Genomic DNA, 26,063 nt, shown 5'->3' with positions numbered 1-26,063 from the left:
CGCTGCCGGCATCCACGCGGCCGGCCAGCCGCCAGGGCGCCAGCGCCAGTACGCGCGCGCCGTGCCGCGCCGCCGCCCGGCGCAGCCCGGCATGCCCGCCCACGGGCCGCAGCGAGATGACGTAGCATCCCGCGAGTGCCGAGGAACCTGTCGCGCCGGTCATGCGCGCCAGCTTGGTGGCAGTGCAGGACCGCCGCAAGCCCGGCCCCCTTCCCCAAACGACAGGACCCTGTGCGGATGCCGCTCGAAGAATCGCTGCGCGCCCTCGATGCCCACTACCAGGCCATGCCCCCGGTCGCGGCGATGCAGCTGCGCATCGCCGGCTACGACGGCGAATGCCTGCGCCTGCACGCGCCGCTGGCGCTGCACGTCAACGACAAGGGCTGCGCGTTCGGCGGCAGCATGGTGTCGCTGATGACGCTGTCCTCGTGGGGCCTGGTGTCGCTGCGCATCCGCGAAGCCGGGCTGCGGGCGGACGTCTACGTCGCCGACAGCAGCGTGCGCTACCTGGCGCCGCTGTATGCCGACCTGCTCTCCGAGTCGCGCCTGGACGCGGACGCCTCGTGGGACGGATTCATTTCGACCCTCCGCGAGCGCGGCCGCGCCCGCGCCGGCCTGGCGGCGCGCATCCCGCTGCCCGATGGCGGCACCGCCGCCGAGGCGCGGGCACGTTACGTGGCGATCGCCACGCGCTAGGATGCGCGCATCCGAGGACGGGAAGACCACCATGCGCGAGATCCGCAGATTGACGTGGCTGCTGCTGGCGGCGCTGCTGCTGGCCGGCTGCGCCGGCAACAAGAAGGCGAGCGCGCTGCAGCGCCAGCAGTACGCCTGGTCGGCCGCGATCCGCTGGGGCGATTTCGAGGGGGCCTGGAACCTGGTGGATCCGGAATACCGCGAGGCCAACCCGATGACCGAGCTGCACTTCGAGCGCTACGGGCACATCCAGATCTCCGCCTATCGCGAGCGCGGCGTCCAGGCCGCCGACGAGGGCACCGTGGTGCGCGACATCGAGATCGGCGTGGTCAACCGCCACACCATGGCCGAGCGCTCGCTGCGCCACACCGAGCAGTGGCGCTACGACCCGGATGCCGGCCAATGGTGGATCGCCAACGGCCTGCCCGACTTCTGGAGGGGCGAGTAGCCGCGGCGGACGGGCGGCCCGACCGTCGGCGCCCGGGGCGCGGGGCGGGGGGCGAAGCCCCGGCCGATGCGCGCCGTAGCCTGCCGTCCGGCGGCGCGCTTTGCGCCGCGCCCCGCGCTGGGCGACAATCGCCGCCCGCTGCCGGACCTGCGTGCCCCCCGTGAATCTCGAAGAACTGCTGGCGTTCGCCGGCCGCCATCCACTGCTGTCGCTCGCCCTGGCCGGGCTCACCGCCGCCATCGTCTTCACCGAGATCGCGCGCCTGTTCCGCGGCTTCAAGGGGCTGCGCCCGGCGGAACTGACCGCGCTGGTCAATCGCGACAACGCCCTGGTGGTCGACCTGCGGCCGATGGCCGACTTCGAGAAGGGGCACATTCCCGGTTCGAAGAACGTGCAGCTCAGCCAGTTCGACCCGGAAAGCAAGCAGCTGGCCGCGGCCAAGGCGCTGCCGGTGGTGCTGGTCTGCAAGACCGGCCAGACCGCCTCCGGGGCCGCCTCGCGGCTGAAGAAGGCCGGATTCGAGCGCGTCTTCGTGCTCGACGGCGGCATCCACGGCTGGCAGCAGGCCGACCTGCCGCTGAGCCGCGGCCGCGGCCGCTGAGCGGGTCCGTCCCGCGCCGAAGTGCCATAATCGCCCTCTTTTCGCCGATCCGATCACTCCTGGAGTCCCACCACGATGGCCGAGCAACAACCCGATACCGCCAACGGCGCCGCCGCCCCCGCGCAGCCCGCCGGCGCGCAGTTCAGCGTCGAGAAGATCTACGTCAAGGACGTTTCGTTCGAGTCGCCGAAGGCCCCGCACGTGTTCAACGAGCAGGCCCAGCCGCAGCTCAACATGAACCTCAACCAGCGCGTGCAGAAGGTCGGCGAGAACGGCTACGAAGTGGTCCTGGCGATCACCCTGACCTGCACCCTGGGCGAGGGCGAAGGCAACACCGTGTACGTGGCTGAGGTGCAGCAGGCCGGCGTGTTCGGCCTGGCCGGATTCGAGGCCAACGTCCTCGATGCGATGCTCGGCACGCATTGCCCGAACGTGCTTTATCCCTACGCCCGCCAGATGCTCGGCGAGCTGATTCAGGCCGGCGGCTTCCCGCCCTTCCTGCTGCAGCCGATCAACTTCGAGGCGCTCTACGCCGAGGGACTGCGCCAGCGCAACGCGCAGCAGAAGACGGCGGGCAACGGCGACAACGAGACGGTCGGCAACGCCTGACCGATGTCGACCCCGCCCTCCGTCGCGGTCCTGGGCGCGGGCTCGTGGGGGACCGCGCTCGCGGCCCTGACCGCGCGGCACGATGCCCCGACGGTGCTGTGGGGGCGCGACGCCGCGCTGGTCGAAACCATCGACCGGTCGCACGAGAACCCGCGCTACCTGCCGGGTAGCGCGCTGCCGGAAGCGCTGCGCGCCACCACCGACCTGCCCGGCGCGCTGCGGGGCGCCGATCTGGTGCTGGTGGTGGTGCCCTCGCACGCCTTCGCCGAAACGCTGCGCGCGCTGGCCCCGCTGCGCCCGGCGCATGCCGGCGTGGCCTGGGCGACCAAGGGCTTCGAGCCGGGCTCGGGGCGGTTCCTGCACGAAGTCGCCGCCGAGATCCTCGGCGCCGACGTGCCGCTTGCCGTGGTCACCGGGCCGTCGTTCGCGCAGGAGGTCGCGCGGGGGTTGCCGACCGCGCTCACCGTGCATGCGGACGATCAGGATTTCGCGCAGGCCGTCGCCGATGTGCTGCACGGCCCGGCCTTCCGCGCCTACACCGGCGACGACATGTGCGGCGCCGAGCTCGGCGGCGCGATGAAGAACGTGCTGGCCGTGGCCACCGGCGTGGCCGACGGCATGGCGCTCGGGCTCAACGCCCGCGCCGGCCTGATCACCCGCGGCCTCAACGAGATGCTGCGCCTCAACATCGCCATGGGCGGACGCCCGGAAACGCTGATGGGGCTCGCCGGGCTAGGCGACCTGGTGCTGACCTGCACCGGCGACCTGTCGCGCAACCGCCGCCTGGGGCTGGCGCTGGGTCGCGGCCATACCATCGAGGACGCGGTGCGCGAGATCGGCCAGGTGGTCGAATCGCTGCAGACCGCCGACGAGGTGATGCGCCTGGCCGACCGCCACGGCATCGAGCTGCCGATCGCCGGCAACGTGCGCGACGTGCTCCACGGCGACATCACCCCGGCGGAGGGCCTGGCGCGGCTGATGGCCCGCGAACGCAAGGCGGAGTATCCGGTGCGGTTGTTCTGAGAAACAAAAAAAAGACCCGGCCGTTGCCGGCCGGGTCGATCGCGATGTTCCGGGGAGAGAGAGTCGATCGCGATTGGTGCGGGGTCGTGCCGGGGCGCCTACCAGGTGAAGCGCGGACCGACGAACCACTGGGTGTCGCCATCGGCGAACTTGACGTCGCCGCTGATGCCCCAGTTGGGGTTGAACTTCACCTGTGCGCCGAGGCGGCCATAGAAATCGTCGCCGTAGTCGCTGCCGTAGTCCTCGTAGCCGGCCATGGCATAGCCCTCGAGGTTGGCGGTCAGCGCGCCGCGCACGCCGACTTCGGCACTGTAGCCGTCGGGATCGATGCGGTTGCCGAACAGGTCGCGCCCGGCGTCGAATTTCTCGTAGGCGATGCGGGTGACGAGGTCGGCGCGCGGCGAGATCTCGTGGTTGTAGCCGATGCCGACGCGCCACTGGTCGAAGTCGAAGTCGGTGTCGTCGACTTCCTGGTTCAGGTAGCCGCCGAACACGTGGAAGTTGGGATGGAAGGCGAAGGAGGCGTTGGCGCCGAAACCGTCGGCGTCCGCATCGCTGTTGGTGGCGCTGTAGCCGCCTTCGACGTAGTTGTAGGAGACGCCTTCGGCGGCATGTGCGGCGGCGAAGGGCAGCGCTGCGGCGAGGGTCAGGGCAAGCAGGGAACGCTTCATCGGGGGAGGTCTCTTCTTCTTCTCGTGTAAGGGCCGGCCCGGGTGGCGAGGGGGAGGGGAGAAGTGCTTCGGTTGCTGAAAAGCACGACTGCCACCCGGGCCGGTGCACGCATTGTGCGAGGGCAAGCGCAACATGGCCTGAATACTGAACCGGGAAGTACAGGAACTTTCCGGGCGCATTCAGGTCAGGGCGCGGCTTAAACCGGTTTTAACCGCGGCGATCCAACGTGATGGACCTCCATTCGCCCCGGGACCCCGCCATGCCCACGCTGATCGCTTCCCATCCAACCCGCGTCCGTGCCGGCGCGTCTGCCAGGGCGTTTCCGGCACGACCGAAGGCGGCGGTGGACGTGCGTGCCGCCGGGCGCGACGACTTCACCGCGCTGCTGGCGCTGTGCGATGCGCAACTGCGCGACGGCGCCGGCGCCGGCACCGACCGCGGCGGCTTTGGCGCGGCGCGAGCGGATCCGCTGGAGCTGTACGAGGCGCTGTTCGATCCGCCGCGGCGGGCGTGGGCCTGGCTGGCCTGGGCCGATGGCGAGGCGGTGGGCTACGCCGGCGCCACCGCCGGCTGCTCGCTCCTGCACCGCCGCAACTACCTGCGGCTCGAATCGCTGTTCGTGCGGCCACGCACGCATGCGCCGGCCGCCGTCGAACGGCGCCTGTTCCTGCATGTCCTGCGCACCGCGGACGCGCTGGGCTGCGCGAACCTGCAGTGGAACCTGCCGGCGACGCTGGCCGCGCGCCTGCGGGAGGCGCTGCCGCCGGAGGCGGTCCGAACCGGCTCGGTGCATTACGTGCTCCCCCTCGACGAGCACGACGGCGGCGCGGCCCGGCAGGCCGGCGGCTGATCGCCGCGCGCGCGCCGGAGCGGGATTCCTAGCGTCCTTCCGCGCGGGCTCCGGGATCGCCGCGCGCGGGGAACGTCAGGCGCACGCCGAAGCCGCGGCCGTCGATGCCGCTTTCCGCCTGCACGCTGGCGCCATGCGCGCGGGCGATGCGCGCCACCAGCGAGAGGCCGATGCCGCTGCCGCGTTCGCCGTTGCCGTTGCTGCCGCGGAAGAAGCGCTCGAAGATCCGGTCGCGTTCGTCGTCGGCGACGCCGGCGCCGTCGTCGCGCACGGTCAGCACGCCTTCCTCCGGCGACTGCCGGCAGGCGATCTCGACCCGCCCGCCCTCGCGGCCGTAGCGCAGGCCGTTGTCGAGCAGGTTGCGGACCAGGATGCCGAGGTCGTCGAGGTTGCCGGCGACGATGCAGGGTTCGGTGTCGAGCACGATCCGCTGTCGCTTGCGTGCGGACACGAGCTCGAACTCCTGCGCGACCATTTCGATCACCTGCGCCAAGTCGACCGCCTGGCGGCGGTGCTCGCCGCGGCCGCTTTCGACCCGTGCCGAATCGAGCAGTTGCTGCGCCAGGCGTGAGGTGCGCTCGATGCCGCGGATCAACCGGTCGAGCGCCTCGCGGGTATCGTCCGGATCGCTCGAGTGCAGTGCCACCTGGGCCTGGGTGAGCAAGGCGGCAAGCGGCGTGCGCAGCTCGTGCGCGGCCTCGCTCAGGAACTGACGCTCGTTCTGCAGGGCATGGTCGAGGCGCTGCAGCAGCGTGTTGAACGAATCCACCAGGGGCCGCACCTCCGACGGCAATCCGGCTTCCGGAAGCGGCGTCAGGTCCAGCGTTTCTCGCGCCGCCATCGCCTGCCGCACCCGCAGCACCGGCTGCAGCGACCAGCGCACCACCGCCCAGACCGCCAGGGCCAGACCGCCCAGCACCAGCAGGGCGGTGACCAGGCTGTCGCGCGCCCAGCGCTTGAGCTCGTGGTGCAGCAGCGACGCGTCGTGACCGACCTGCACCTGCACCCGCCCGTCGGCATCGCTGACCGCGAACACGCGCCAGGGGACGCCGTCGATCACCACATCGGCATGGCCAGTGGAAAAATCCGCGCGCATCGGCGCGGAAGGCCCATGGGGCGACTTCACGATGCCCTCGCGGCGTGCCAGTCCCCAGACCTGGAAATGCAAGTTGTCGAACTTGCCGGTCAGCGCGGCGGGGTCGTGCGGCAGCCGCAAGCGCGGGCCGGCGCCGACCGCTTCGACATCGCCTGGCATCGACTGCAGGATCTGCTCGGCGATGCTGCGCAGGGAGCGGTCCAACAGCCCGCTCTGCTGGCGGGTCATCTGCTGGTACTGGCAGCCGATCCAGATCGCCCATGCGGCGAGAACCATCAGCGTCAGCACCACCAGCAGCCGGGTGCGCAGCGAACGCATCAGCGTCAACAAGCCCTAGTCCCCCAGCCGATAGCCGTAGCCATGCACGGTGACCACCAGCTGCTCGCCGAGCTTGCGCCGCAGCTGGTGGATGTAGACGGCGACGGTATTGCTCTCGATCGCGCCGTCGTCGCCGTACAGCCGGTCGTGCAGCTGGTCGCGGCTGAGCGTGCGGCCTTGGCTCTCCATCAGCGCCAGAAGTGTGCGGTACTCGTGCACGCCCAGGTGGACGCGCTCGCCGGCGCGCGTCACCGTGCGCTCGGCCGGATCGAGCGCGATGTCGCGCCAACGCAGCACCGGCGCCACCCGCCCGCGGCTGCGCCGCACCACCGCGCGCAGCCGCGCCAGCAGTTCGTCGCGCTGGAACGGCTTGACGATGTAGTCGTCGGCGCCGCTGTCGAGGCCGCGGATGCGGTCGCTGAGCTGGTCGCGGGCGGTGATGATCAGCACCGGCGTGGTGTCGTAGCGCGCCCGCATCGCCGCCAGCACGTCGAGCCCCGAGCCGCGCGGCAAGCCCAGGTCGAGCAGCACCGCGGCGTAGGCGTGGTCGACCAGGGCCAGCCGCGCCGCGGCGACGTCCTCGCTGCGGTCGGCGCGCCAGCCGTCCTGCGCCAGCGCCGCCGTGAGTGCGTCGCCGAGCATGCGATCGTCTTCGACCAGGAGCACGGAGTCCATGGGGCGCGGGAACTGCAATGTGGCCGGGCAGGCTCGCCGAAGGCGATTAAAACAGGTTTAAGCGCTGCCCGGCCGGGCGTGAACGCGTCCGTGGCTTAAAGAAAACTTAAACACGACGGCCGATGCTGCGCCATCATCCAAACGACCCCGGGCGGCAATCCATGACATCACTCTCCATGCGGGCGCGGAAGCCGCGGCCGATGCGCCGCTGGTGGCTGGCGCTCGGGCTCGCGCTGTGCGCACAGCAGGCGGCGGCCCAGAACTACGCCGGCATCGGCGTGGCGATGGTGCCCGAGTACGAAGGCGCCGAGGACGACCGCTTCCTGCCGTTGCCGCTGATCCGCTACGAGACCGAGCACTTCTTCTTCTCGCCGCGTGCCGGGCTGCCGGCGCTGGGAGTGAAGTGGTCGACGGAGACCGATCTGGTCGCCGGACTGTTCCTGAGTGCCGGGATGGGCCGCGACGGCGGCGACGCCGCGATCTTGCGGGGCCTGGAGGACATCGACGACCACGCCGTCTATGGCGCCTTCCTGGCCTGGGAGCCGGGGCGATTCTCGGCGAGCGTGGCGTACCGGCGCGTGGCCAAGAGCGGTTACGGCGCCACGGTCGACCTGCAGGCCGGGTACCACGTGCTGCAGCGCGAGCGCGACGTCGTCACGCTTGGCGCGAATGCGGAATGGGCCGACGACGACAGCATGCAGACCTGGTTCGGCATCACGCCGGAAGACGCAGCGCGCAGCGAAGCGGGGCTGCCCGCGTACGCCGCCTCCTCGGGCATCAAGTCGGTCGGCGCATCGGCCAGCTGGCTGCACCGCTTCGCCGGCAGCCGTTGGAGCCTGGTCACCGCCGCCGGCGTCAATCGCCTGCAGGGCGACGCCCACGACAGTCCGGTGGTGGAGCGGGCCACCGCACCGTTCGCCACCGTAGGTCTCGTGCGCATGTTTTGAGGCTCCGGCCTCGGCAAAGGCTATTTCTTCACCGGCGCGCCGTTGTCGCCATGCAGCGTCAACAGCGCTTGCAGCAGCTGTTCGTCGGCGCTGGAGCAGATGCCCAGCAACAGCGCCTCGTCGCAGTCTGCGCCGGCGAGGTAGGCGTGGCCCATGTTGGAGTCGATGTACACGCCCTCGCCGGCTTCCAGCACGATCGGATCGTAGAACTCGGTGTGCACCTCGACCCGGCCCTCGAGTACGTGGACGTACTCCTCGCCGGAGTGGTGCACCAGCTCGCCGAACTCGTGCAGGCTCTTGGCGCGCACCCGGGTCAGGACCGGAATCATGCGCTTGCGGCGCAGTTCCGGGCATAGATAGAAGTAGTCGTAGTTGTCCGTGGTGACCCGGATCGCATCGTCGACCCGGGCGATGCTGCGCCGCGCGGTGACCGGCGGCTCGTTGGCGGTGTCCGGCTCGGCGAACAGCTCCGACATGCGGATGTTCAGGCGCTGGCTGATCTGCAGCAGCTTGTCGTAGGTCAGGCTCAGGCGGTCGTGTTCGACCTTGGACAGCGTCGAGAGCGGAATGCCGCAGCGCTGGCTCATCTCCTTCAGGGTCCAGCCGTTGCGGGTGCGCAGGGCGCGCAGCAGGTGGCCGATCGTGGGGTGTTGCGAAGGCATTCGCCGGGAACTCCTGATAGAAGCGGATGCGGCCGATGCCGCCCGTGTCGGGGGCATATTCGCGCGATTGCGGCATCGACCGCCAGACCGGGGCAGGTTGACAATTCTCCAATTAGGATCATTATCGCTTCAGCAGGCCTGATCGGGCTGTGTTGGCGTGAACAGGCCGCACCAGCGGCCGTCCGGGGAACCAATCAGGAGGCTTGCGATGCGCGTGTCCACGATCCTTTCCCTTGTCGCGGGGATGCTGCTCGCCCTGCCGCTTGCGGCCGCTCCGGCTGCGTCGCCGACCTCGATCGTTCCGCCCGAGCTGGCGCCGAAGACCGGCGAGCCGGACGCGGAGGACGCCGGGGCCGAGGCGGACGCCACCGTCCAGGCCGGACCGGCCAACCTCACCCGCCAGGACCTCGAGGCCTGGCTCGACGGCTACATGCCCTACGCCCTGCAGACCGGCGACATCGCCGGCGCCGTGGTCGTGGTGGTCAAGGATGGCCAGGTGCTGCTGCAGAAGGGCTACGGCTACGCCGACCTGGCGACGCGCACTCCGGTCGATCCGGCAAGGCACCTGTTCCGCCCGGGCTCGATCTCCAAGCTGTTCACCTGGACCGCGGTGATGCAGCTGGTCGAGCAGGGCAAGCTGGACCTCGACGCCGACCTCAACCAGTACATCGACTTCGAGGTTCCCGCGCGCGACGGCAAGCCGGCCACGCTGCGCCAGGTCATGACCCACACCGTGGGTTTCGAGGAGCAGATCCGCGGCCTGATCACCAGCAACGCCGACCAGATCGTGCCGCTCGAACAGGCGCTCAAGCGCTGGGTGCCCGAGCGCATCCACGCGCCCGGCACCACGCCGGCCTACTCGAACTACGCGACCGCGCTGGCCGGCTACATCATCGAGCGCGTGTCGGGCGAATCGTTCTACGACTACATCGACAGGCACATCCTGGCGCCGCTGGACATGGAGGATTCCAGCTTCCGCCAGCCGCTGCCGGACGCGCTGCTGGCCAACATGTCCAAGGGCTACGAGAGCGCCTCGGACGGCAAGCCGCGCGACTACGAGTTCATCAGCCTGGCGCCGGCCGGCAGCCTCGCCGCCACCGGCGCGGACATGGCCAAGTTCATGATCGCGCACCTGCAGGGCGGCACGTACGGCGACGCCCGCATCCTCCGCGAAGACACCGCGAAAACGATGCACACCACTGGGCAGACCTCGGTAGGTGCGTTGAACAGGATGATGCTCGGCTTCTACGAGACCTCGCTCAACGGCCATCGCGCGATCTCGCACGGCGGCGACACGCTGTGGTTCCACAGCGACCTGCAGCTGTTCATCGACGACGGCATCGGCATCTACGTCTCGATGAACAGCTCCGGCCGCAATGGCGCGCCCCTGCAGATCCGCGACAACCTGGCCGAAGGCTTCGCCGACCGATACCTGCCGGGTCCGGAGGCGCCGGTGAGCGCGGTGTCCGAAGCAGATGCGAAGCTGCATGCGGCGCAGATCGCCGGCGCCTACACCAGCAGCCGCCGTCCCGACAGCAACTTCATGTCGCTGCTGAACCTGCTCGGCCCGGTCAAGGTGTTCGCGAACGAGGACGGCACCATCAGCGTGTCGATCGCGCTCGATGCTTCCGGCGCACCGACGAAGTGGCGCGAGATCTCGCCGTACCTGTGGCAGGACGTCGCCAGCGGCGACCGCCTCGCCGCCGACGTGGTCGATGGCAAGGTGACCCGCTTCAGCATGGAGCCGTACGCGGCGATCATGGTGTTCCAGCGCCTGCCCTGGTGGAAGTCGCCGGGCCTGCTGCTGACGCTGCTGGCGGCGAGCCTGCTGGCGCTGGCCGCGACCGTGGTGGCGTGGCCGGTGTCGGCGCTGGTCCGCCGGTACTACGGCGTGCCGTACGGGCTGTCGGGGGATGACGCGCGCATGCACCGGATCGTCCGCATCGCCGCGCTCGCCGTGCTGGTGGTCATGGCCGGCGCGCTCGGCCTGATCGTCGGGATGATGAGCGACCTCGAAAAGCTGAGCGCGGACACCGATGCGGTGTTCAACCTCATGCGCCTGCTGGCGCTGGTGGTGCTGCCGCTCGGCGCGCTGGCCGCGCTGTGGAACTGCTGGAAGGTGCTGCGCGGCCGGCGCCGCCTGCTCGCCAAGCTGTGGAGCATCGTGCTGGCGCTGTCGTGCGTGTTCCTGCTGTGGATCGGCATCTCGCATCACCTGCTCGGCTACGGCGCCTACTACTGATCCCCGTTGCCGATCGATGCGGGCCGGCGACCTCCTCGCCGGCCCGCATCCCCAACCTGCGGGGACGCGCGTGAGCCTGCAACTCGAACTGCACAACGAGCCGCTGCCGCTGTCGGCGCCGTTCCGCATCTCCGGCTACGTCTTCGACGCCATGCCGGCGACGGTGGCGACCCTGCGCGACGGCGATCACGTCGGCCGCGGCGAAGCCGCCGGCGTGTACTACAACGACGACCGTCCCGAAGGCATGCTCGCCACGCTGGAATCGATGCGATCGCGCATCGAAGCGGGCATCGATCGCGCCACCGCCAACGCCCTGCTGCCGGCGGGCGGGGCGCGCAACGCGCTCGACTGCGCGCTCTGGGAACTCGACGCCAGGCGCGGCGGTGTTCCGGTGTGGAAGCTGGCCGGACTGGACCGCGTGCGGCCGCTGCTGACCACCTTCACCGTCGGCGCGGACGATCCGCAGGCGATGGCAGAACGTGCCGCTGCCTTCGCCGGCGCGCGCGCGCTGAAGCTCAAGCTGACCGGCGAAGCGGAACTCGATGGCGCGCGCGTGCGCGCGGTGCGCAGGCGCTGCCCGGACGCGTGGATCGGCGTCGACGCCAACCAGGGCTACGACGCCGACAGCTTGCCGGAGCTGCTGCCGGTGCTGGTCGCGGAGAACGTCTCCCTGCTGGAACAACCGTGCAGGCGCGGCCACGAGGCCGACCTCGACGGCATCGAGCGCGTGCTGCCGTTCGCCGCCGACGAGAGCATCCTCGATCTCGCCGAGCTCGAGGCGCGGCACCATCGTTTCGACGTCATCAACATCAAGCTGGACAAGTGCGGCGGCCTGAGCGAAGGCCTGCGCATGGCGCGGCGCGCGCGCGAACTGGGCAAGCGGGTCATGGTCGGCAACATGGCCGGGTCCAGCCTGGCGATGGCGCCGGCGTTCGTGCTGGGGCAGTTCTGCGACGTGGTCGACCTGGACGGACCGGTGTTCCTGAAGGCGGACCGCAAGCCGGGCGTGGTCTATCGCGACGGCTATCTCGACTGCCCGGCCGAAGTCTGGGGCAGTCCGTGAGCACGACGCCCGCGCAGCGGGACTGGTTCGGCCAGCCGCGCGGGCTGACGATCCTGTTCCTGACTCAGATGTGGGAGATCTTCTCCTACTACGGGATGCGCGCGCTGCTGGTCTACTACATGACCAAGCAGCTGCTGATGGGCCAGCAGCAGGCCTCGCTGGTGTACGGGCTGTACGCGGCGACGGTGTACTTCACCCCGATCCTGGGCGGCATCGTCTCCGACCGCTGGCTCGGCCGCCGCCGCGCGGTGATCATCGGCGGCGCGATCATGGCCATCGGCCATTTCCTGATGGCCTCCGAGAGCCTGTTCTACCTCGCGCTGGCGTCGATCGCGCTGGGCAACGGCCTGTTCCTGCCCAGCCTGCCGAGCCAGGTCGACGGGCTCTACCAGCGCCGCGATCCGCGCCGCGGTTCGGCGTACAACATCTACTACGTCGGCATCAATGTCGGCGGCCTGCTGGCGCCGCTGGTCTGCGGCACGCTGGGCGAGCTGTACGGCTGGCACTACGGCTTCGGCGCCGCCGGCATCGGCATGCTGCTGGGCCTGGCCGTCTACGTGGGCGGTGGCCGCTACCTGCCGCCCGAGGCGAGCAGGCGCGAGGCGGTCGCCGCCACCGACGAGGCGAACGACGCCGGCCTCGCCCTGCGCCTGCGCGTGCTGCTCGCGATCGCCCTGTGCGTGATGCTGTTCCGCGGCGCCTACGAGCAGATCGGCAACACCATCGCGCTGTGGGCCGACACCGGCATCGACCGCAGCCTCGGCGCGCTGACCATTCCGATGACCTGGTTCCAGGCGCTCAACCCGATGCTGGTGATCCTGCTGACGCCGGTGCTGGTGGCGCACTGGTCGCGCCAGGCCGGGCGCGGCCGCGAGCCCGGATCGGCGCGGAAGATGGCGCTGGGCGCAGGCGGGGTGGCGCTGGCTTACCTGCTGCTGGCCGCGGTCAGCGCCGGCACGGCGGCGGGCCAGGCGAGCTGGGTGTGGCTGGCGCTGTTCTTCCTGGTCCTGACCATGGGCGAGCTGTTCATCCTGCCGGTCGGCCTGGGGCTGTTCGCGCGGCTGGCGCCGGCGAAGCATCGGGCGACCACGGTGGCGGCGTGGTTCTTCGCCGCGTTCGGCGGAAACCTGCTGGCCGGGCTGCTCGGGATGGCCTGGAGCCGGCTCGGACCGGCCGCGTTCTTCGCCCTGATGGCGGCCGTGGCCGCGGGCGCCGGCGTGCTGCTGGGCCTGCTGGACCGACCGGCGCGGCGGATGGAGGCGGAGGTCGGGCCCGACAGGGCGGCCATGACCACGGTGCGAATTTGACAATTCTCCAATTAGGATCAAGATGCCCGATAAGAGAATTAGGGGCGCCGAATGACAACTGCTGACCTCTCCAGGCGTCGCGTGCTGCAGGCGCTGGCGGCCGGCACGCTGGCCACGGCCCTGCCGCCGGCGATCGCCGGTGCCACGTCCGCGGCCGGTGCGGCGGTCGACGGGGGCGTCGACGGGCTGGTCGAGCGGGCCATGGTCATCGACATGCTGGCGCCGCTGAAGATCGACTTCCGGCCCGAGGCCTACGCCGGCCGCCTGACCGAGGCGCAAGCCGCCGAGTTTCGGGCCAGCGGCATTACCGCGATGCACCACGCGATCGGCTTCCAAGGACCCGGGGCCCACGAGAAAGTGCTGGGCTATCTCGCCGCCTGGAACGGCTTCATCGCCCGCAACAGCGAGGTGTTCTGCCTGGCCGGCGATGCCGCCGACCTCGACCGCGCCAAGGCGCAGGGCCGGGTCGCGGTGATCATGGGCGTGCAGAACGCGGATCATTTCCGCACCGCGGAAGACGTGAAGTTCTTCCATCAGCTCGGCCAACGCTGCGCGCAGCTGACCTACAACAGCCAGAACTATCTCGGCACCGGCGGCACCGAGCGCGTCGACAGCGGCCTGAGCGACTACGGCGTGCAGATCGTCGAGACGATGAACGCCGTCGGCATGCTGGTGGACGTGTCGCACTGCGGCGACCGCACCACGCTCGACGCGATCGAGGCGTCGTCGACGCCGATCGCGATCACCCATTCCAACTGCCGCGCGCTCAACGACCATCCGCGGCTGAAGACCGACGAGGCGATCCGCAAGCTCGCCGCCAGGGGCGGGGTGATGGGCATCACCGGCGTGCGCAACTTCGTCCGCGACCGCGAGCCGACCACGGTCGAGCACGTCGTCGACCACATCGACCACGTCGCGCGGCTGGTCGGCGTGGAGCACGTGGGCATCGGCTCGGATGCCGACCTGCACGGCTACGACGACATGCCCGCAGACCAGCTGGAAATGCTGCGCGGCCTCTACAAGTCCAGCTATGCCTTCCGCGACAGGCTGGACACCGACGGCTTCGATGCGCCGGACAAGTTCCGCAATCTCGTTGCGGCGCTGGCCAGGCGCGGTTATTCGGACGGCGACATCGCACTGGTCCTGGGCGGCAACTTCCGGCGCCTGCTGGGCGAGATCTGGGGCTGAAAGCCGCCGTGAGGCGGTCACGACATTCTTCGAGGAGGGGAGTCATGAAACGAGCAGGGGAGATGGGGATCCACGGTCGGGCGCCGCAACGCAGGCCGCTGTTCGTGGCGACCGCCGCGGCGCTGGCGCTGCTGGCATCGGCGACGGCGATCGCACAGGAGTCGTCGCCGGCCGGGGTGGAGGACCGGGCGACCGAGCTGGACACCGTGGTGGTGACCGCGAACAAGCGCGTGGAGAACGTGCGCGAGGTCGGCGCGTCGATCACCCTGATCGGCGAACGGCAGCTGGAGAACATGGCCGCCAACTCGCTGTCCGACTACGCCGACTACGTGCCCGGGCTGCAGGTGCAGGACAACGGCGTGCCGGGCCTGACCGCGGTCTCGATGCGCGGCATCGCCGCGATCTCGTCCGGCGCCACCGTCGCCAGCTACCTCGACGAAGTGCCGCTCGGCTCCAGCGGCCTGTACCAGGCGGCGAACACGCTGAACCTGGACCTGCTGCCGTACGACATCGAGCGTGTCGAAGTGACGCGCGGGCCGCAGGGCACGCTGTACGGCGCCGGCGCGATCGGCGGGCTGCTCAAGTACGTGAGCCGGGAGCCCGACCCGGTCGCCAGCGAATTCCGCATTGGCGGCGGCGTCTCGTCGGTGAAGAAGGGCGGCACCGGCTGGAACGGCCGTTTCGGCGCCAACCTGCCGCTGGTCGACGATCGCATGGCGGTGCGCGTGGGGTATGCCTACAACGACCTGCCCGGCTACACCGACAGCCAGCACGATGGCCGCGAGGACATCAACGGCGGCACCCAGTCCAGTGCACGCATCGCGTTCGGATGGAGCGGGGATGCGTTCAACCTCCGCCTGTCGGCGATGCGGCAGGAACTCGACTTCGACGACCGCGCCAGCGTCGCCCTCAACCCGGCCACCGGGCGGCAGATGTTCGGCGAGGTCGTCGACCAGTTGTGGGCACCCCGGCCCTTCAGCAAGGACATCGACCTCTATGCGTTGACCCTGGACTGGGACCTGGGCTGGGCCGACGTCGTGTCCGCGACCGGCTGGTCGGACACGAAGACAGTGGACCAGATCGATAGCACCCTTCAGTTCGGCGAGATCACCAACCTGCTGCTCGGCCTGCCCGAGCCGGGCAGCAGCTACGCGCGCTACAGCCTGGACCTGGAGAAGTTCACCCAGGAGTTCCGCCTGACTTCGAAGAGCGGCGGCCGGTTCGAGTGGATGCTCGGCGCGTTCTACACCAAGGAAGACGGCGTGCAGGGGCAGCACGTCTGGCTGGGCCAGCGCGACGGCTCGCCGCTGCCCGCGCCGCTGGACGCGATGTTCGGCACCGCGGCCCTGCTGGCGCTGCCCAGCAGCTACAAGGAGACGGCGCTGTTCGCCAACGGCTCATGGCGCGTCACCGACCGGCTCAAGATCGATGCCGGCGTGCGCCAGGCGCGCAACGACCAGACCTTCAGCCAGGACGTGACCGAGGGCTTCCTGGTCGAGCTGGGCAGTTCGCCGGGTTCGTCCAGCGAGGACGTGTTCACCTGGAGCCTGAGCCCGCAGTTCAAGCTCGGCGACGACACCATGCTGTATGCGCGCGCCGCCACCGGCTACCAGCCGGGCGGCCCCAATGTCGCCCTGCCCGGCATGCCGCCAAGCGTGGACTCGTCGATGCTGGCCAGCTACGAGCTGGGCCTGAAGTCGCAATTCGCCGATCGCCGCGTGCAGCTGGACCTGGCCGCGTTCCGCATCGACTGGGAGGACATCCAGGTGGGCGTGCAGTTCGAAGGCATCGGCGGCCTGGTCAACGGCGGCGAGGCGAGCAGCGAAGGCCTGGAGCTGTCGGCGCTGTTCCGCGCGACCGACAGGCTGCAGCTCGGACTCAACGGGGCGTACACCAGGGCCAGGGTGAAGAACGACTTCCAGTCCACGGTGATCCCGCAGGACGGCTTCGACGTGATCCTCAACACCGGCCTGGCCGGCGACCGCATGCCGTACGTGCCGAAGCTGGCATGGTCGGCCACCGCGGAATACTACTTCGATCTGCCCAGGGGCTGGAACGGCAGCGTCGGCGGCGCGTTCCGCCACGTCGGCGACCGCGTCGCCGGCACCAGCAACCGCCAGCAGGTGGTGCTGGCCGACGGCACGGTGCTGCAGGACGACATCACTCCGCCGCTGGACGTGGGTAGCTACGAGGCCCTGGATCTGTACGCGCGCATCGGCAATGGCAACTGGTCGGTCCGCACCTACGTCAACAACGTGGCCGACGAGCGCGGCTGGTCGTCGATGGGCCGCGCCGAAAGCGCCCTGACCGGCGAGGTCGTGCAGCTGCGCGCGGTCCCGATCCAGCCGCGCACCTGGGGCGTGGAGTTCGACTACCGGTTCTGAACCAGGACGGGCGCCGCCGCCACGGGATGTCGTGGTGGTGGCGGCGCCACTTTGCACCATGCCTGCAAGTCGACCGGACCCGCCGATGCCGCAACCCGCACGCTCCATCCAGGCCGCGCCAGGCGCGATCGAACCGCTGCCGCAGCCCTACCTGCTGTTTCTCGGCGACGTCGCCGAGCCGGCCTATGCCAAGACCGCGTTCGGCCTGCGCGACTGGGCGGGCGAGCGCTGTGTGGGCGAGTACGCCTGCGTCGGCGCGAAGGTCAGCACCGGATTGCGCTACCTGACCCCGGAACAGGCGTTCGCCGAGGGCGCGCGTTCGATGGCGATCGGCGTCGCCAATCCGGGCGGCCACATCTCGCCGGCGTGGGTGCCGCAACTGCTGCAGGCCTTGGAAGCCGGGCTGGACCTGATCGGGGGCATGCATGCGCGGCTGGCCGATATCGAACCGCTGCGCAGCGCGGCCGCACGGCTCGGGCGGCGCCTGCTCGACGTGCGCCAGCCGCCGCCCGGGATTCCGGTCGCCAGCGGCCGCAAGCGCAGCGGGATGCGCCTGCTCACCGTCGGTACCGACTGCGCCGTGGGCAAGAAATACACCGCGCTGACGCTGGTCCGCGAATGGCGCGCACTCGGCGTGGACGCGTATTTTCGCGCCACCGGCCAGACCGGCATTTTGATCGCAGGGCAGGGCATCGCCCTGGACGCGGTGGTCGCCGATTTCGCCGCCGGCGCCGCGGAGATGCTGTCGCCCGATGCCGGCGCGGAACACTGGGACGTCATCGAGGGCCAGGGTTCGCTGTTCCATCCGGCCTATGCCGGGGTCGCGCTGGCGCTGTTGCATGGCAGCCAGCCCGACGTGATCGTGGTCTGCCATGCTGCCGGACGCGAGACCGTGCTCGGCCATCCCGGTTATCCGCTGCCCGGCATCGAGGAGACCATCGAACTGAACCTGCGCCTGGGCCGCCGCACCAATCCGCGGATCCGCTGCGCCGGGGTGAGCCTGAACACCGCGAAGCTGGACGCCGCGCAGGCCGAACGGCTGATCGCCGCGGAGAGCGAGCGCCTGGGTTGCCCGGTCGCGGATCCGATGCGCGGCGGCGAGGCGTTCCGGCGGCTGGCGCAGGCCTGCCTGCGGTGATCGCGCCATCGCTGCCGCGACGGCCGGCGCAGGTGCGATGAGCGGCGCGCCGACATGGTTCCAGCGCTATCTGCTGCCGGGCCTGGCGTTCAAGGGATTCGTGATCGGCGGCGGTTACGCCACGGGACGGGAACTGGCCGAATACTTCCTGCCGGCCGGGCCCCGGGGCGGATTGCTCGGGCTGGCCCTGGCGATGCTGGTTTGGAGCACGGTGTGCGCGCTGACCTTCGTCTTCGCCCGGGCCACGCGCAGCTACGACTATCGCGCCTTCTTCGGCCATCTGGTCGGGCGCGGCTGGGTCGCGTTCGAGGCCGCGTACCTCGTCTTCCTGGTGCTGATCCTGGCCGTGTTCGGCGCGGCCGCGGGGGCGGTGGTGGCGGCGGCGACCGGCTGGCCGCCCATCGTCGGCACGCTGGCGCTGATGCTGGCGATCGGCGCGGTGGTAACGTTCGGCAACCGCTCGGTGGAGCGCCTGTTCGGCTGGGCCTCGCTGCTGCTGTACGCGGTGTACTTCCTGTTCGTGGTGTTCGCCTGGTCGGCCTTCGGCGATCGCATCGCCGCCGCCGTGTCGAGCCCGTCGCCCGCGACCGGCCCGCTCGCCGGCGACTGGATCCGGGGCGGCCTGACCTACGCCTGCTACAACGTCGTCGGCGCGGTGGCGATCCTGCCGGTGGCGCGGCACTTCACCAGCCGCCGGGATGCCGCCGTCGCCGGGCTGCTGGCCGGGCCGGTCGCGATCCTGCCGGCGATCGCGTTCTTCGCCTGCATGGCCGCCTGGCTGCCGGCGATCGCCGACGAGCCGCTGCCGGCGGACTACCTGCTGCGGCAGATGCAGCGCCCGCTGTTCCACCTGCTGTTCCAGGCGATGATCTTCTCCGCGCTGCTGGAAAGCGGCGTTGGCGCGGTGCACGCGATCAACGAGCGCGTCGCCGGCGCCTGGCGCGCGCGCGGCGCCGGCGAGCTGCCGCGCGGGGCGCGGCCGGCGATCGCCGCGCTGCTGCTGGTCGGGTCGATCTTCGTCGCCGCCCGCTTCGGCCTGGTCGACCTGATCGCCCACGGCTACCGGGCGCTGGCGTGGATGATCCTGTTCGTGTTCGTGCTGCCGCTGCTGACCGTCGGAGCGTGGCGGCTGTGGGCCAGGCCCGGGGGCAGTCGCGACGCGAACCTGCCCGGTTGAGCCCGAGGGCGGCCGCAACGCACGTCGTCCGCTTCGAAAGATCCTGCATTCAACGGAGAACAGGCATGGCAAATTCCTTGCGACTCTCGCGCATCGCGACCCTGCTCGCATCGCTGCTCGCGGCCACCGCGGCGTCCGCCGCACCGCCCGGGGGCTTCGACGCACGCGTGCAGGAGGCGATGCAGGCCCATGGCGTGCCCGGCATGGCCATCGCCATCGTCGAGGATGGCGAGGTCGCCCTGGCGCGCGGCTACGGCCTGCGCCGGGTGGGTGCTCCGGAGCCCGTGGACGCCGACACGATCTTCCCCACCGGTTCCACCGGCAAGGCGGTCACCGCTGTGGCGCTGGCGATCCTGGTCGACGAGGGCAGGCTCGGCTGGGACGACAAGGTCATCGACCACCTGCCGGACTTCCGCATGCACGACGCCTGGGTGACGCGCGAGATGACCGTGCGCGACCTGCTGGTGCACCGCAGCGGCCTCGGCCTGGGCGCCGGCGACCTGCTGTACGTGCCGCGCACCTCGCGCAGCCGCGCCGACGTGGTGCGGGCGCTGCGCCACATCGCGCCGGCCACCAGCTTCCGCAGCGGCTACGCCTACGACAACATCCTCTACGTGGTCGCCGGCGAACTGGTCGCCGCGGTCGGCGGCATGAGCTGGGAGGACTTCATTCGCCGGCGCGTGTTCGAGGCGGCCGGGATGACGAGTTCGGTGAGCCTGGAGGACGACCGGTTCGCCAATCCCAACCGCGCCCATCCGCACGCGCGCATCGGCGGCCGCGTGCGCGGGCTCGGCGAGCAGCAGGTGCTGCCCGAGCGCGAAGGCCTGGGCCAGATCGCGGCGCCGGCCGGCGGCCTGTCGTCGAGCGCGAACGATCTCGCGCGCTGGCTGCAGATCCAGCTCGGCCAGGGCGCGTTGCCCGGCGGAGGCGACGCGCGCCTGTACAGCGAGGCCAGCGCACAGGAGATGTGGACGCCGCAAGTCCTGGTCCCGGTGCGACGATTCCCGCCGCCGATCGACGGCATCACCCCGCAGTTCTCGACCTATGCGCTGGGCTGGAGCGTGCAGGACTACCGCGGCGCCAGGCTGGTGCAGCACGGCGGTGCGGTGTTCGGCGTGCTGACCATGGTGGTGCTGATGCCGGACCGCGAGGTCGGCTTTGCCCTGCAGATGAACTCCGAGGACGTGCAGGTGCTGCGCGGGCTGATGTACGAGCTGCTCGATCACTATCTCGACGGGCCCGCGGACGGGTGGCCGCAGAAGGACTGGGTGGCCGCCTTCGACGAATGGAACCGGGCACGCCTCGAGGCCGGCGTGGCCGCGCTCGACGCCGCCGGCGGCAAGGACGAGCGCGCGCGCGGCAGGCCGTCGCTGGCACCGTCCGGCTACGCCGGCGCCTACGCCGACCCGTGGTACGGACCGATCGCGATCCGCGCCGACGGCGGCCGGCTGCGCATCGATTTCAGCCAGAGCCCCGGCATGGTCGGCACGCTGACCCACCACCGCCACGACACCTTCCGCGCCGACTGGGACGACCGCGCGATCGAGCCGGCCTACGCGACCTTCGCGCTCGACGCCGAGGGTGAGGTCGAACGCATCACCATGAAGGCGGTGTCGCCGGTCGCGGACTTCAGCTACGACTACCACGACCTGCTGTTCACGCCGGTGGAGGCGGCCGGACCGAACTCTCGGTAACCCGTCCTCCCGGACAAAACCGGGATCCGCGCGTCGCCGTTGCCGCACGCCGCTGCGCCGATGCGCACCGGATCCACGCTCCACGCCGGCCGGCCCGTCCCGCGGCCTTCGCGACCATGGGTCGCTCCTACAACGGCGCCGCCTCGCCCACGAACCCCAACTGCCGCCAGGCCTCGAACACCACCACGGCGACGCAGTTGGACAGGTTCAGGCTGCGGTTGTCCGGCCGCATGGGCAGGCGCAGCCGCCGCTCGGGCGGCAGCGGCGCCAGCACCTCGTCCGGCAGGCCGCGGGTTTCCGGGCCGAACAGGAAGGCGTCGCCGGCGGCGTAGCGCACGGCGTCGTAGCGGTGGCTGTTGCGGGTGCTCAGCGCGAACAGCCGCGGCGGGGCGATGGCCGCCAGCGCAGCCTCCAGCGAATCGTGCACCCGCAACGCGGCGTATTCGTGGTAGTCGAGCCCGGCGCGTCGCAGCTGGCGATCGTCGAGATCGAACCCCAGCGGCGCGACCAGGTGCAGGCGCGCCCCGGTGTTGGCGCACAGGCGGATGACGTTGCCGGTGTTGGGTGGGATTTCTGGACGGTAGAGCACGATGTCGAACATGGCGGGATTATGCGCCTTTGCCGGCAGTTCCGGGGACGTGCGGGAGTTGCGGGGCGGTCCCGGACTTTGCCGAATCGGCTCGAAAATCTTGCATGTTTCGTCCTTTATGGGGTATTCAGACCGCCTGATCCGCGCGGGCGACTGCCTGGGGACGCGGCTCGGTCCATATCAATTCGAGGGGAACAATTCCATGCGTTTCAACCGTATCGCGCGCCCGCAGAGGCGCATGCTGTTCTGTGCACTGGCCGCGGTCCTGGCCGCAGGCCCGGTTTCGGCCCAGCAGCAACAACTGGACGCAGCGCAGGTGCCGGCGACGGAGGCGGACGAGACGGCGACCACGCTGGATCGCGTGATGGTGACCGCGCGCAAGCGCACCGAGAACATCATGGAAGTTCCCATGAACATCACGGTGGTGTCGGCCACCGAACTCAGCGACCGCAATATCGCCAACGTCCAGGACATCTACCGGACGATCGCCGGCGGAGCGACTGCGACCGGAGAGCTGATTCTTCGCGGCCTGGTCGGCGGCAACACCACCACCCCCGGCACCACCAGCCAGTTCGTCGACGGCATCCCGTTCAACTTCGGGAACGTCTTCGACGTCGAGCAGGTGGAGGTCCTGCGCGGCCCCCAGGGCACGCTTTGGGGTTCCAACGCCATCGGCGGCACGGTGCAGATCCGCACCCGCGCGCCGCAGTTCAACGACTTCGAGCTCTACAGCACCCTGGTCGCCGAGCAGGAGAAGAACCGCTCCGGCACCCGCACCCGGACGCAGGCCGGCATCAACATCCCGCTGATCGACGACACCCTCGCGATGCGAGTTGCGGCCAGCGTCAGCGACACGCCCGGCAAGATCGTCAACGCCTACACCGGCAACGCCCGCCAGGCGGAGAGCGAGTTCATCCGCTCCCAGTTGCGCTGGGCGCCGATGGAGAACCTCAACGTCAACTTCGGCCATATCTGGACCGCGACCGATACCCGGGGCACGTTGAACGCCGACCGCTCCACCGCGGGCTACTACTGGGTGCCGGAGCTGACCCCGAACCCCGACTCGCCCTGGGGCTACGACGTCGACTTCGATACGGTCGACTGTCCGGCCGGCGCCGAGCGGCCCGCGTGCCGGGCCACCTCGCCGGTGGTCAAGTCCGACGCCAAGTTCACGGTCTGGGAACTGATGGACGGCTGGTCGCGCGACACCACCAACCTGTTCTCGCTGAACGTGGACCACGACGATCTGTTCGGCATCGCCTCGATGCACTACGTCGGCTCCTACCGCAAGAACTTCAGCAACTCGCTGGACAACTGGTCGCGCCTGGACATGGACGACATGGCGCGCACCTGGATCATCAACCGCAGCAGCGACTACCGCACGACGCACGAGCTGCGCTTCCAGAACCTGGAGCGGGTCGGCGGGTTCGACTGGACCGTGGGCGTGTTCCAGGACCGCGCCTGGGAGGGCTACAACCCCAACGTCCAGTGGCAGTACCACGATACGGACCCGCAGAGCATCGCGATCTTCTCGGCCTGGAACGACTTCTTCGAGTACGGCTTCACCGACCTGGGGATCAACAACATCGCCGAGCTCGGCCAGGCGCTGTACGGCAACCCGGGCATCAACTACAACCTCACCACCAACTACGACTACGCCAAGGAGCAGGCCGCCTTCGGCGAGCTCAGCTACCTGTTCGACACCGGGATCGGCCGGTTCGAGCTCACCGGTGGCATCCGCGCGTTCGACTTCGAGGACGCCACCTCGTTCCGGCGCAGCGGCATCTGGTTCGGCACCAACGGCGACAGCCCGTATTTCGACGAGGCCTACGGCGGCAAGGAATCGGGCAGCCGCAAGAAGTTCAGCGTCTCCTACATGCCCAATACCGACATGAACGTCTATGCGCTGTATTCGGAAGGCTATCGCCCGGGCGGCAACAACGCCCCGCTGCCCACCTCGTGCCTGGACGACGACTTCGCCGGTGCCTACCAGGCGCGCTACACCAGCGACCTGATCGACAACCACGAAGTCGGCGTCAAGGCGGCCATGTTCGATCAGCGCCTGCGGTTGTCCTCGGCCGTCTACAGGATCGACTGGAGCGAGACCTGGGCGTCGGTCTACATGCCCTCCTGCGGGTTCAGCTACACCACCAATACCCCGGGGCAGTCGGCCAAGTCGCAGGGCCTCGAATTCGAGAGCTCGCTGGCCCTGGGCAACTCGACCATGGTGACCCTCAACTACGGCTATACCGACACCGAGATGACCGTGGGCAACGAGGCCCTCGGCTCGGAGCCCGGCGACAAGATGACCATGGTGCCGAAGTACAACGCCTACCTCGCCCTCGACCAGGAGTTCGCGCTGTTCGGGCGCCAGGCATTCGCGCGCGTGGATCTGGCCGCCTACGGCGAGTTCAAGTCCCACTTCAACACCCGCCCGGAGGACGTGGCGCCGTCCTACAAGACGGTCAATCTCTCCGGCCGCATGCACCTGAACGACAACGCGGTGGTCAGCGTCCACGTGACCAATCTCTTCAACGAGGACTACATCACCTACCGTTCCGCGCGTTCGCGCACCTCCAGCCGTCACGCGCTCACCGAGCGCTACGGCGCGGAACGCGGGGTCGGGGTGAGGTTCGACTACACCTTCTGAGGCACCAGCCGGGGGGGCGGGCGTACCCACCCCCCGGCACCGGACGCGGGCCGTCGCGCCACTGCGCGGGATGCGTCCTCCGCCGTGCCCGCGGCCGTGGGCGCGCGACCCGTGCGGTCAGCGCCAGCGACGCGCCCGCAGGGCGGCCAGGGTGTCCGCGGCGTAGCTGGGGCCGACCGCGACGGTCGCGCCGCTCGACAGCACCAGTTCCAGCGTCCGGGGGCCGCGGCGCCGCAACTGGTCGACCCGCGACAGGTTGACGATCGCCGAGCGGTGCACGCGCTGGAAGCCGCCCGGCTGCAGCTGCTCCTGCATCGCGGCCATGGTTTCCTTGAGCAGGTAGGTTGCCTGACCTGCGTGCAGCAGCACGTAGTCGCCCTCGGCCGTGACCAGATCCACTGTCTCGAGCGGTACGCGGACCAGACCGGCGCGAGTGCGGGCCCAGACTTCGCGTGCCTGGGGCGGCGTCCCGTCGCCCGTCGCGGCCTGCAGGGAGACGAGCAGCTGCTGCAGTTCGCCGAAACGTACCTCGGTGCTGCGCGCCAGCAGCCGCGCCCTGGCGCGCTCGATCGCCTCACGGAAGCGGTCGAAGGGCACTGGCTTGAGCAGATAGTCGACCGCATGGACGTCGAATGCGCGCACCGCGTGCTCGTGGAACGCGGTGACGAAGACGATCTCTGGGACGTGATCGCTCACGCGAAGCGCATCGATGACCGCGAACCCGTCCATCCCCGGCATCTGGATGTCCAGCACCGCGACATCCGGTGCGAGTTCGCGCAGCAATTCCAGTGCCTGCCTGCCGTTCCTCGCCGAGGCGATGAGTTCGGTGTCCGGGATGCAGGCAATCGCCAGCGCCAGGCGCTCCACCGCCGCCGGCTCGTCGTCCGCGAGCAGGATGCGGATCACGCGTCCACCTCACGCCATGGCAGCCGCACGACGTTGCGCCAGCCCCGCGAGGTCGGGCCTGCCTGCAGGCTGGCGTCCTCGCCGAACAGCGCCGCCAGTTGCTGGCCGAGATTCGACAGGCCGATCCCCAGGCCTTTGCCGCCGCTGCCGGGGGCTCCGGCATCCTCGAGCCAGAGCACCAGCTGATCGTCCTCGCGGCGCGCCCCTACCACGATCGCGATCCCCGACTCGGAGCCTGCGAGCGCGTACTTCACCGAGTTCTCGGCCAGCGGCAGCAGCACCAGCGCCGGCACCCGGGCGCGCGCGCACCCCGGCGCCACTTCGTAGCGCACCTGCAGGCGGTCCGGAAATCTCGCCGTCTCGATGTCCAGATACCGGCGCAACATCTCGACTTCGTCCTCGAGCGGCACCAGCTCGGACTGGGTACGGCTCAGCGTCTGGCGCAGGAACTGCGACAGGTTCAGCACGATCTGCTCCGAGTCCTCCCGCCGCCCCAACACGATGAACGCGGCCAGAGTGTTGAGCGTGTTGAAGAGGAAATGCGGATTGATCTGCAGGCGCAGCGCCAGCAGCTGTGCCTGCTGCGCCGCGCTACGCGCGGCGACCAGTTGCACGTCGCGGCGGCGGATCTCGAGAATGGCGACGGCGCCGACGTAGAGCGCCGACCAGGTGAACAGCATCCACAGGTGGCTGAGGAGGTTCCAGCCCATCAGGAACGGGTCCATCCACTCTTCGGGCCGCGCCTCGTAATAGGAGCTGAGCGACCGGAAGGCGTACATGCCGGTGAACACGAGCAGGGCGGCGGGGACTACGCTCAGGCTGGCCGCCTTGGCCAGCAACGCCCAGGGGCGCGCGCCGCCGAAACGCCTGAGCAGGACATACATGCCGAGGCAGAGTGCAATGCCCACCACGGCGATCACCGCGCGGGAGGCGAGCGTTCCAGCGTCGACGCCCCGCCCGGGGACGAGAAATGTCAGCGAGTTGGTCAGCACGAAGTAGCCTGCCCACACGCAGAGCGTCAGCAGCAGGACGCTCTTGTCGAGCGTGTCGGGACGCGACGCCGGCAACGGATCCGCGGGGCGATCTAGGGTTGCGTTGATCGGATTCATGACTACAGGCGGGTCCGGC

Annotated in this window: 23 protein-coding genes; 16 read left to right on the top strand and 7 right to left on the bottom strand. The window is 70.0% G+C overall.

Translation table 11 applies throughout. The features are described from left to right. Positions 1–237 precede the first annotated feature (237 nt). The 5 genes from H0E84_RS00255 to H0E84_RS00235 all read left to right on the top strand — a co-directional run bounded on the left by H0E84_RS00255 (position 238) and on the right by H0E84_RS00235 (position 3,377). Positions 238–696 (top strand): YiiD C-terminal domain-containing protein, encoded by a 459-nt coding sequence (locus H0E84_RS00255; protein WP_180676615.1) that lies wholly within the window; start codon positions 238–240, stop codon positions 694–696. 1 nt (position 697) lies between these two features. Continuing rightward, positions 698–1,144 (top strand): hypothetical protein, encoded by a 447-nt coding sequence (locus H0E84_RS00250; RefSeq protein WP_257643976.1) that lies wholly within the window; start codon positions 698–700, stop codon positions 1,142–1,144. Positions 1,145–1,304: 160 nt separating this feature from the next. Next, complete coding sequence (locus H0E84_RS00245) at positions 1,305–1,745, top strand: rhodanese-like domain-containing protein (RefSeq protein ID WP_180676619.1); 441 nt, start codon at positions 1,305–1,307, stop codon at positions 1,743–1,745. 75 nt (positions 1,746–1,820) lie between these two features. Next, positions 1,821–2,354, top strand: a complete 534-nt coding sequence (gene secB, locus H0E84_RS00240; RefSeq protein ID WP_180676614.1) for a protein-export chaperone SecB — start codon at positions 1,821–1,823, stop codon at positions 2,352–2,354. Positions 2,355–2,357: 3 nt separating this feature from the next. Then, positions 2,358–3,377: an NAD(P)H-dependent glycerol-3-phosphate dehydrogenase gene (locus H0E84_RS00235; protein ID WP_180676613.1), complete on the top strand. Its 1,020-nt coding sequence runs from the start codon at positions 2,358–2,360 to the stop codon at positions 3,375–3,377. Positions 3,378–3,475: 98 nt separating this feature from the next. Here H0E84_RS00235 and H0E84_RS00230 read toward each other — a convergent pair whose 3' ends face one another. Continuing rightward, the gene (locus tag H0E84_RS00230) at positions 3,476–4,048 is read right to left on the bottom strand and encodes an OmpO family porin (RefSeq protein WP_180676612.1); all 573 of its coding nucleotides are present in this window, start codon (positions 4,046–4,048) and stop codon (positions 3,476–3,478) included. Between the two features lie 344 nt (positions 4,049–4,392). Here H0E84_RS00230 and H0E84_RS00225 point away from each other — a divergent pair, with 344 nt between their 5' ends. Next, entirely contained in the window at positions 4,393–4,899 is a 507-nt protein-coding gene (locus tag H0E84_RS00225) for a GNAT family N-acetyltransferase (protein ID WP_180676611.1), read from the top strand. Positions 4,900–4,927: 28 nt separating this feature from the next. Here the strand turns inward: H0E84_RS00225 and H0E84_RS00220 are convergent, their stop codons facing one another. Beyond that, positions 4,928–6,313, bottom strand: a complete 1,386-nt coding sequence (locus H0E84_RS00220) for a sensor histidine kinase (protein ID WP_257643981.1) — start codon at positions 6,311–6,313, stop codon at positions 4,928–4,930. 15 nt (positions 6,314–6,328) lie between these two features. Then, entirely contained in the window at positions 6,329–6,988 is a 660-nt protein-coding gene (locus H0E84_RS00215) for a response regulator transcription factor (protein WP_180676609.1), read from the bottom strand. A gap of 200 nt (positions 6,989–7,188) precedes the next feature. On the opposite strand from H0E84_RS00215, the gene H0E84_RS00210 reads away from it, so the two are divergent. Beyond that, a complete protein-coding gene (locus tag H0E84_RS00210; RefSeq protein ID WP_180676608.1) occupies positions 7,189–7,935 on the top strand; it encodes a MipA/OmpV family protein in 747 nt (248 codons plus the stop codon). Positions 7,936–7,955: 20 nt separating this feature from the next. On the opposite strand, the gene H0E84_RS00205 is transcribed toward H0E84_RS00210, so the two are convergent. Beyond that, entirely contained in the window at positions 7,956–8,597 is a 642-nt protein-coding gene (locus tag H0E84_RS00205) for a helix-turn-helix domain-containing protein (protein ID WP_180676607.1), read from the bottom strand. A 208-nt stretch (positions 8,598–8,805) separates the two neighbouring features. On the opposite strand from H0E84_RS00205, the gene H0E84_RS00200 reads away from it, so the two are divergent. From H0E84_RS00200 to H0E84_RS00165, 8 genes are all read left to right on the top strand, one after another. Next, positions 8,806–10,839 carry a serine hydrolase domain-containing protein gene (locus tag H0E84_RS00200; protein WP_180676606.1) on the top strand — a complete coding sequence of 678 codons (2,034 nt, stop codon included), beginning with the start codon at positions 8,806–8,808 and terminating at the stop codon, positions 10,837–10,839. Positions 10,840–10,909: 70 nt separating this feature from the next. Further along, the gene (locus H0E84_RS00195; protein WP_345776236.1) at positions 10,910–11,902 is read left to right on the top strand and encodes a dipeptide epimerase; all 993 of its coding nucleotides are present in this window, start codon (positions 10,910–10,912) and stop codon (positions 11,900–11,902) included. After that, on the top strand, positions 11,899–13,209 hold the full coding sequence (locus tag H0E84_RS00190) for an oligopeptide:H+ symporter (RefSeq protein ID WP_180676604.1): 1,311 nt from the start codon (positions 11,899–11,901) through the stop codon (positions 13,207–13,209). Before H0E84_RS00195 ends, H0E84_RS00190 begins: the two co-directional genes overlap by 4 nt. A 51-nt stretch (positions 13,210–13,260) precedes the next feature. Further along, positions 13,261–14,397: a dipeptidase gene (locus H0E84_RS00185; RefSeq protein WP_180676603.1), complete on the top strand. Its 1,137-nt coding sequence runs from the start codon at positions 13,261–13,263 to the stop codon at positions 14,395–14,397. Positions 14,398–14,441: 44 nt separating this feature from the next. After that, on the top strand, positions 14,442–16,781 hold the full coding sequence (locus H0E84_RS00180; RefSeq protein WP_180676602.1) for a TonB-dependent receptor: 2,340 nt from the start codon (positions 14,442–14,444) through the stop codon (positions 16,779–16,781). Between the two features lie 85 nt (positions 16,782–16,866). Beyond that, the gene (locus tag H0E84_RS00175; RefSeq protein ID WP_180676601.1) at positions 16,867–17,919 is read left to right on the top strand and encodes an N-acetyltransferase DgcN family protein; all 1,053 of its coding nucleotides are present in this window, start codon (positions 16,867–16,869) and stop codon (positions 17,917–17,919) included. 37 nt (positions 17,920–17,956) lie between these two features. Then, complete coding sequence (locus H0E84_RS00170; protein WP_180676600.1) at positions 17,957–19,096, top strand: YkvI family membrane protein; 1,140 nt, start codon at positions 17,957–17,959, stop codon at positions 19,094–19,096. A 65-nt stretch (positions 19,097–19,161) separates the two neighbouring features. Beyond that, complete coding sequence (locus H0E84_RS00165) at positions 19,162–20,790, top strand: serine hydrolase (protein WP_180676599.1); 1,629 nt, start codon at positions 19,162–19,164, stop codon at positions 20,788–20,790. 127 nt (positions 20,791–20,917) lie between these two features. On the opposite strand, the gene H0E84_RS00160 is transcribed toward H0E84_RS00165, so the two are convergent. Further along, the gene (locus H0E84_RS00160; protein WP_180676598.1) at positions 20,918–21,391 is read right to left on the bottom strand and encodes a tRNA (cytidine(34)-2'-O)-methyltransferase; all 474 of its coding nucleotides are present in this window, start codon (positions 21,389–21,391) and stop codon (positions 20,918–20,920) included. Positions 21,392–21,581: 190 nt separating this feature from the next. On the opposite strand from H0E84_RS00160, the gene H0E84_RS00155 reads away from it, so the two are divergent. Next, positions 21,582–24,029 carry a TonB-dependent receptor gene (locus tag H0E84_RS00155; RefSeq protein ID WP_180676597.1) on the top strand — a complete coding sequence of 816 codons (2,448 nt, stop codon included), beginning with the start codon at positions 21,582–21,584 and terminating at the stop codon, positions 24,027–24,029. Between the two features lie 117 nt (positions 24,030–24,146). Here H0E84_RS00155 and H0E84_RS00150 read toward each other — a convergent pair whose 3' ends face one another. Both H0E84_RS00150 and H0E84_RS00145 read right to left on the bottom strand, forming a co-directional pair. After that, positions 24,147–24,935, bottom strand: coding sequence for a response regulator (locus H0E84_RS00150; RefSeq protein ID WP_180676596.1), 789 nt, complete (start codon positions 24,933–24,935; stop codon positions 24,147–24,149). Then, complete coding sequence (locus H0E84_RS00145) at positions 24,932–26,044, bottom strand: sensor histidine kinase (RefSeq protein WP_180676595.1); 1,113 nt, start codon at positions 26,042–26,044, stop codon at positions 24,932–24,934. The genes H0E84_RS00150 and H0E84_RS00145 overlap by 4 nt, the downstream gene beginning before the upstream one ends. Between the last annotated feature and the right edge of the window lie 19 nt (positions 26,045–26,063).

Source organism: Luteimonas salinisoli, assembly GCF_013425525.1.
In the GTDB taxonomy this organism is placed as follows: Bacteria; Pseudomonadota; Gammaproteobacteria; order Xanthomonadales; family Xanthomonadaceae; genus Luteimonas; species Luteimonas salinisoli.
Note: the sequence above shows the minus strand (reverse complement) of the source record. Positions and strands in the feature narration are given on the sequence as shown.

Excerpts from the sequence above, each read along its gene's own strand:
- H0E84_RS00255 (WP_180676615.1), top strand. The coding sequence starts at position 238 with ATGCCGCTCGAAGAATCGCTGCGCGCCCTCGATGCCCACTACCAGGCC.
- H0E84_RS00250 (WP_257643976.1), top strand. The coding sequence starts at position 698 with ATGCGCGCATCCGAGGACGGGAAGACCACCATGCGCGAGATCCGCAGA.
- secB (WP_180676614.1), top strand. The coding sequence starts at position 1,821 with ATGGCCGAGCAACAACCCGATACCGCCAACGGCGCCGCCGCCCCCGCG.
- H0E84_RS00235 (WP_180676613.1), top strand. The coding sequence starts at position 2,358 with ATGTCGACCCCGCCCTCCGTCGCGGTCCTGGGCGCGGGCTCGTGGGGG.
- H0E84_RS00230 (WP_180676612.1), bottom strand. The coding sequence starts at position 4,048 with ATGAAGCGTTCCCTGCTTGCCCTGACCCTCGCCGCAGCGCTGCCCTTC.
- H0E84_RS00220 (WP_257643981.1), bottom strand. The coding sequence starts at position 6,313 with ATGCGTTCGCTGCGCACCCGGCTGCTGGTGGTGCTGACGCTGATGGTT.
- H0E84_RS00215 (WP_180676609.1), bottom strand. The coding sequence starts at position 6,988 with ATGGACTCCGTGCTCCTGGTCGAAGACGATCGCATGCTCGGCGACGCA.
- H0E84_RS00210 (WP_180676608.1), top strand. The coding sequence starts at position 7,189 with ATGCGCCGCTGGTGGCTGGCGCTCGGGCTCGCGCTGTGCGCACAGCAG.
- H0E84_RS00205 (WP_180676607.1), bottom strand. The coding sequence starts at position 8,597 with ATGCCTTCGCAACACCCCACGATCGGCCACCTGCTGCGCGCCCTGCGC.
- H0E84_RS00200 (WP_180676606.1), top strand. The coding sequence starts at position 8,806 with ATGCGCGTGTCCACGATCCTTTCCCTTGTCGCGGGGATGCTGCTCGCC.
- H0E84_RS00185 (WP_180676603.1), top strand. The coding sequence starts at position 13,261 with ATGACAACTGCTGACCTCTCCAGGCGTCGCGTGCTGCAGGCGCTGGCG.
- H0E84_RS00180 (WP_180676602.1), top strand. The coding sequence starts at position 14,442 with ATGAAACGAGCAGGGGAGATGGGGATCCACGGTCGGGCGCCGCAACGC.
- H0E84_RS00175 (WP_180676601.1), top strand. The coding sequence starts at position 16,867 with ATGCCGCAACCCGCACGCTCCATCCAGGCCGCGCCAGGCGCGATCGAA.
- H0E84_RS00170 (WP_180676600.1), top strand. The coding sequence starts at position 17,957 with ATGAGCGGCGCGCCGACATGGTTCCAGCGCTATCTGCTGCCGGGCCTG.
- H0E84_RS00165 (WP_180676599.1), top strand. The coding sequence starts at position 19,162 with ATGGCAAATTCCTTGCGACTCTCGCGCATCGCGACCCTGCTCGCATCG.
- H0E84_RS00160 (WP_180676598.1), bottom strand. The coding sequence starts at position 21,391 with ATGTTCGACATCGTGCTCTACCGTCCAGAAATCCCACCCAACACCGGC.
- H0E84_RS00155 (WP_180676597.1), top strand. The coding sequence starts at position 21,582 with ATGCGTTTCAACCGTATCGCGCGCCCGCAGAGGCGCATGCTGTTCTGT.
- H0E84_RS00145 (WP_180676595.1), bottom strand. The coding sequence starts at position 26,044 with ATGAATCCGATCAACGCAACCCTAGATCGCCCCGCGGATCCGTTGCCG.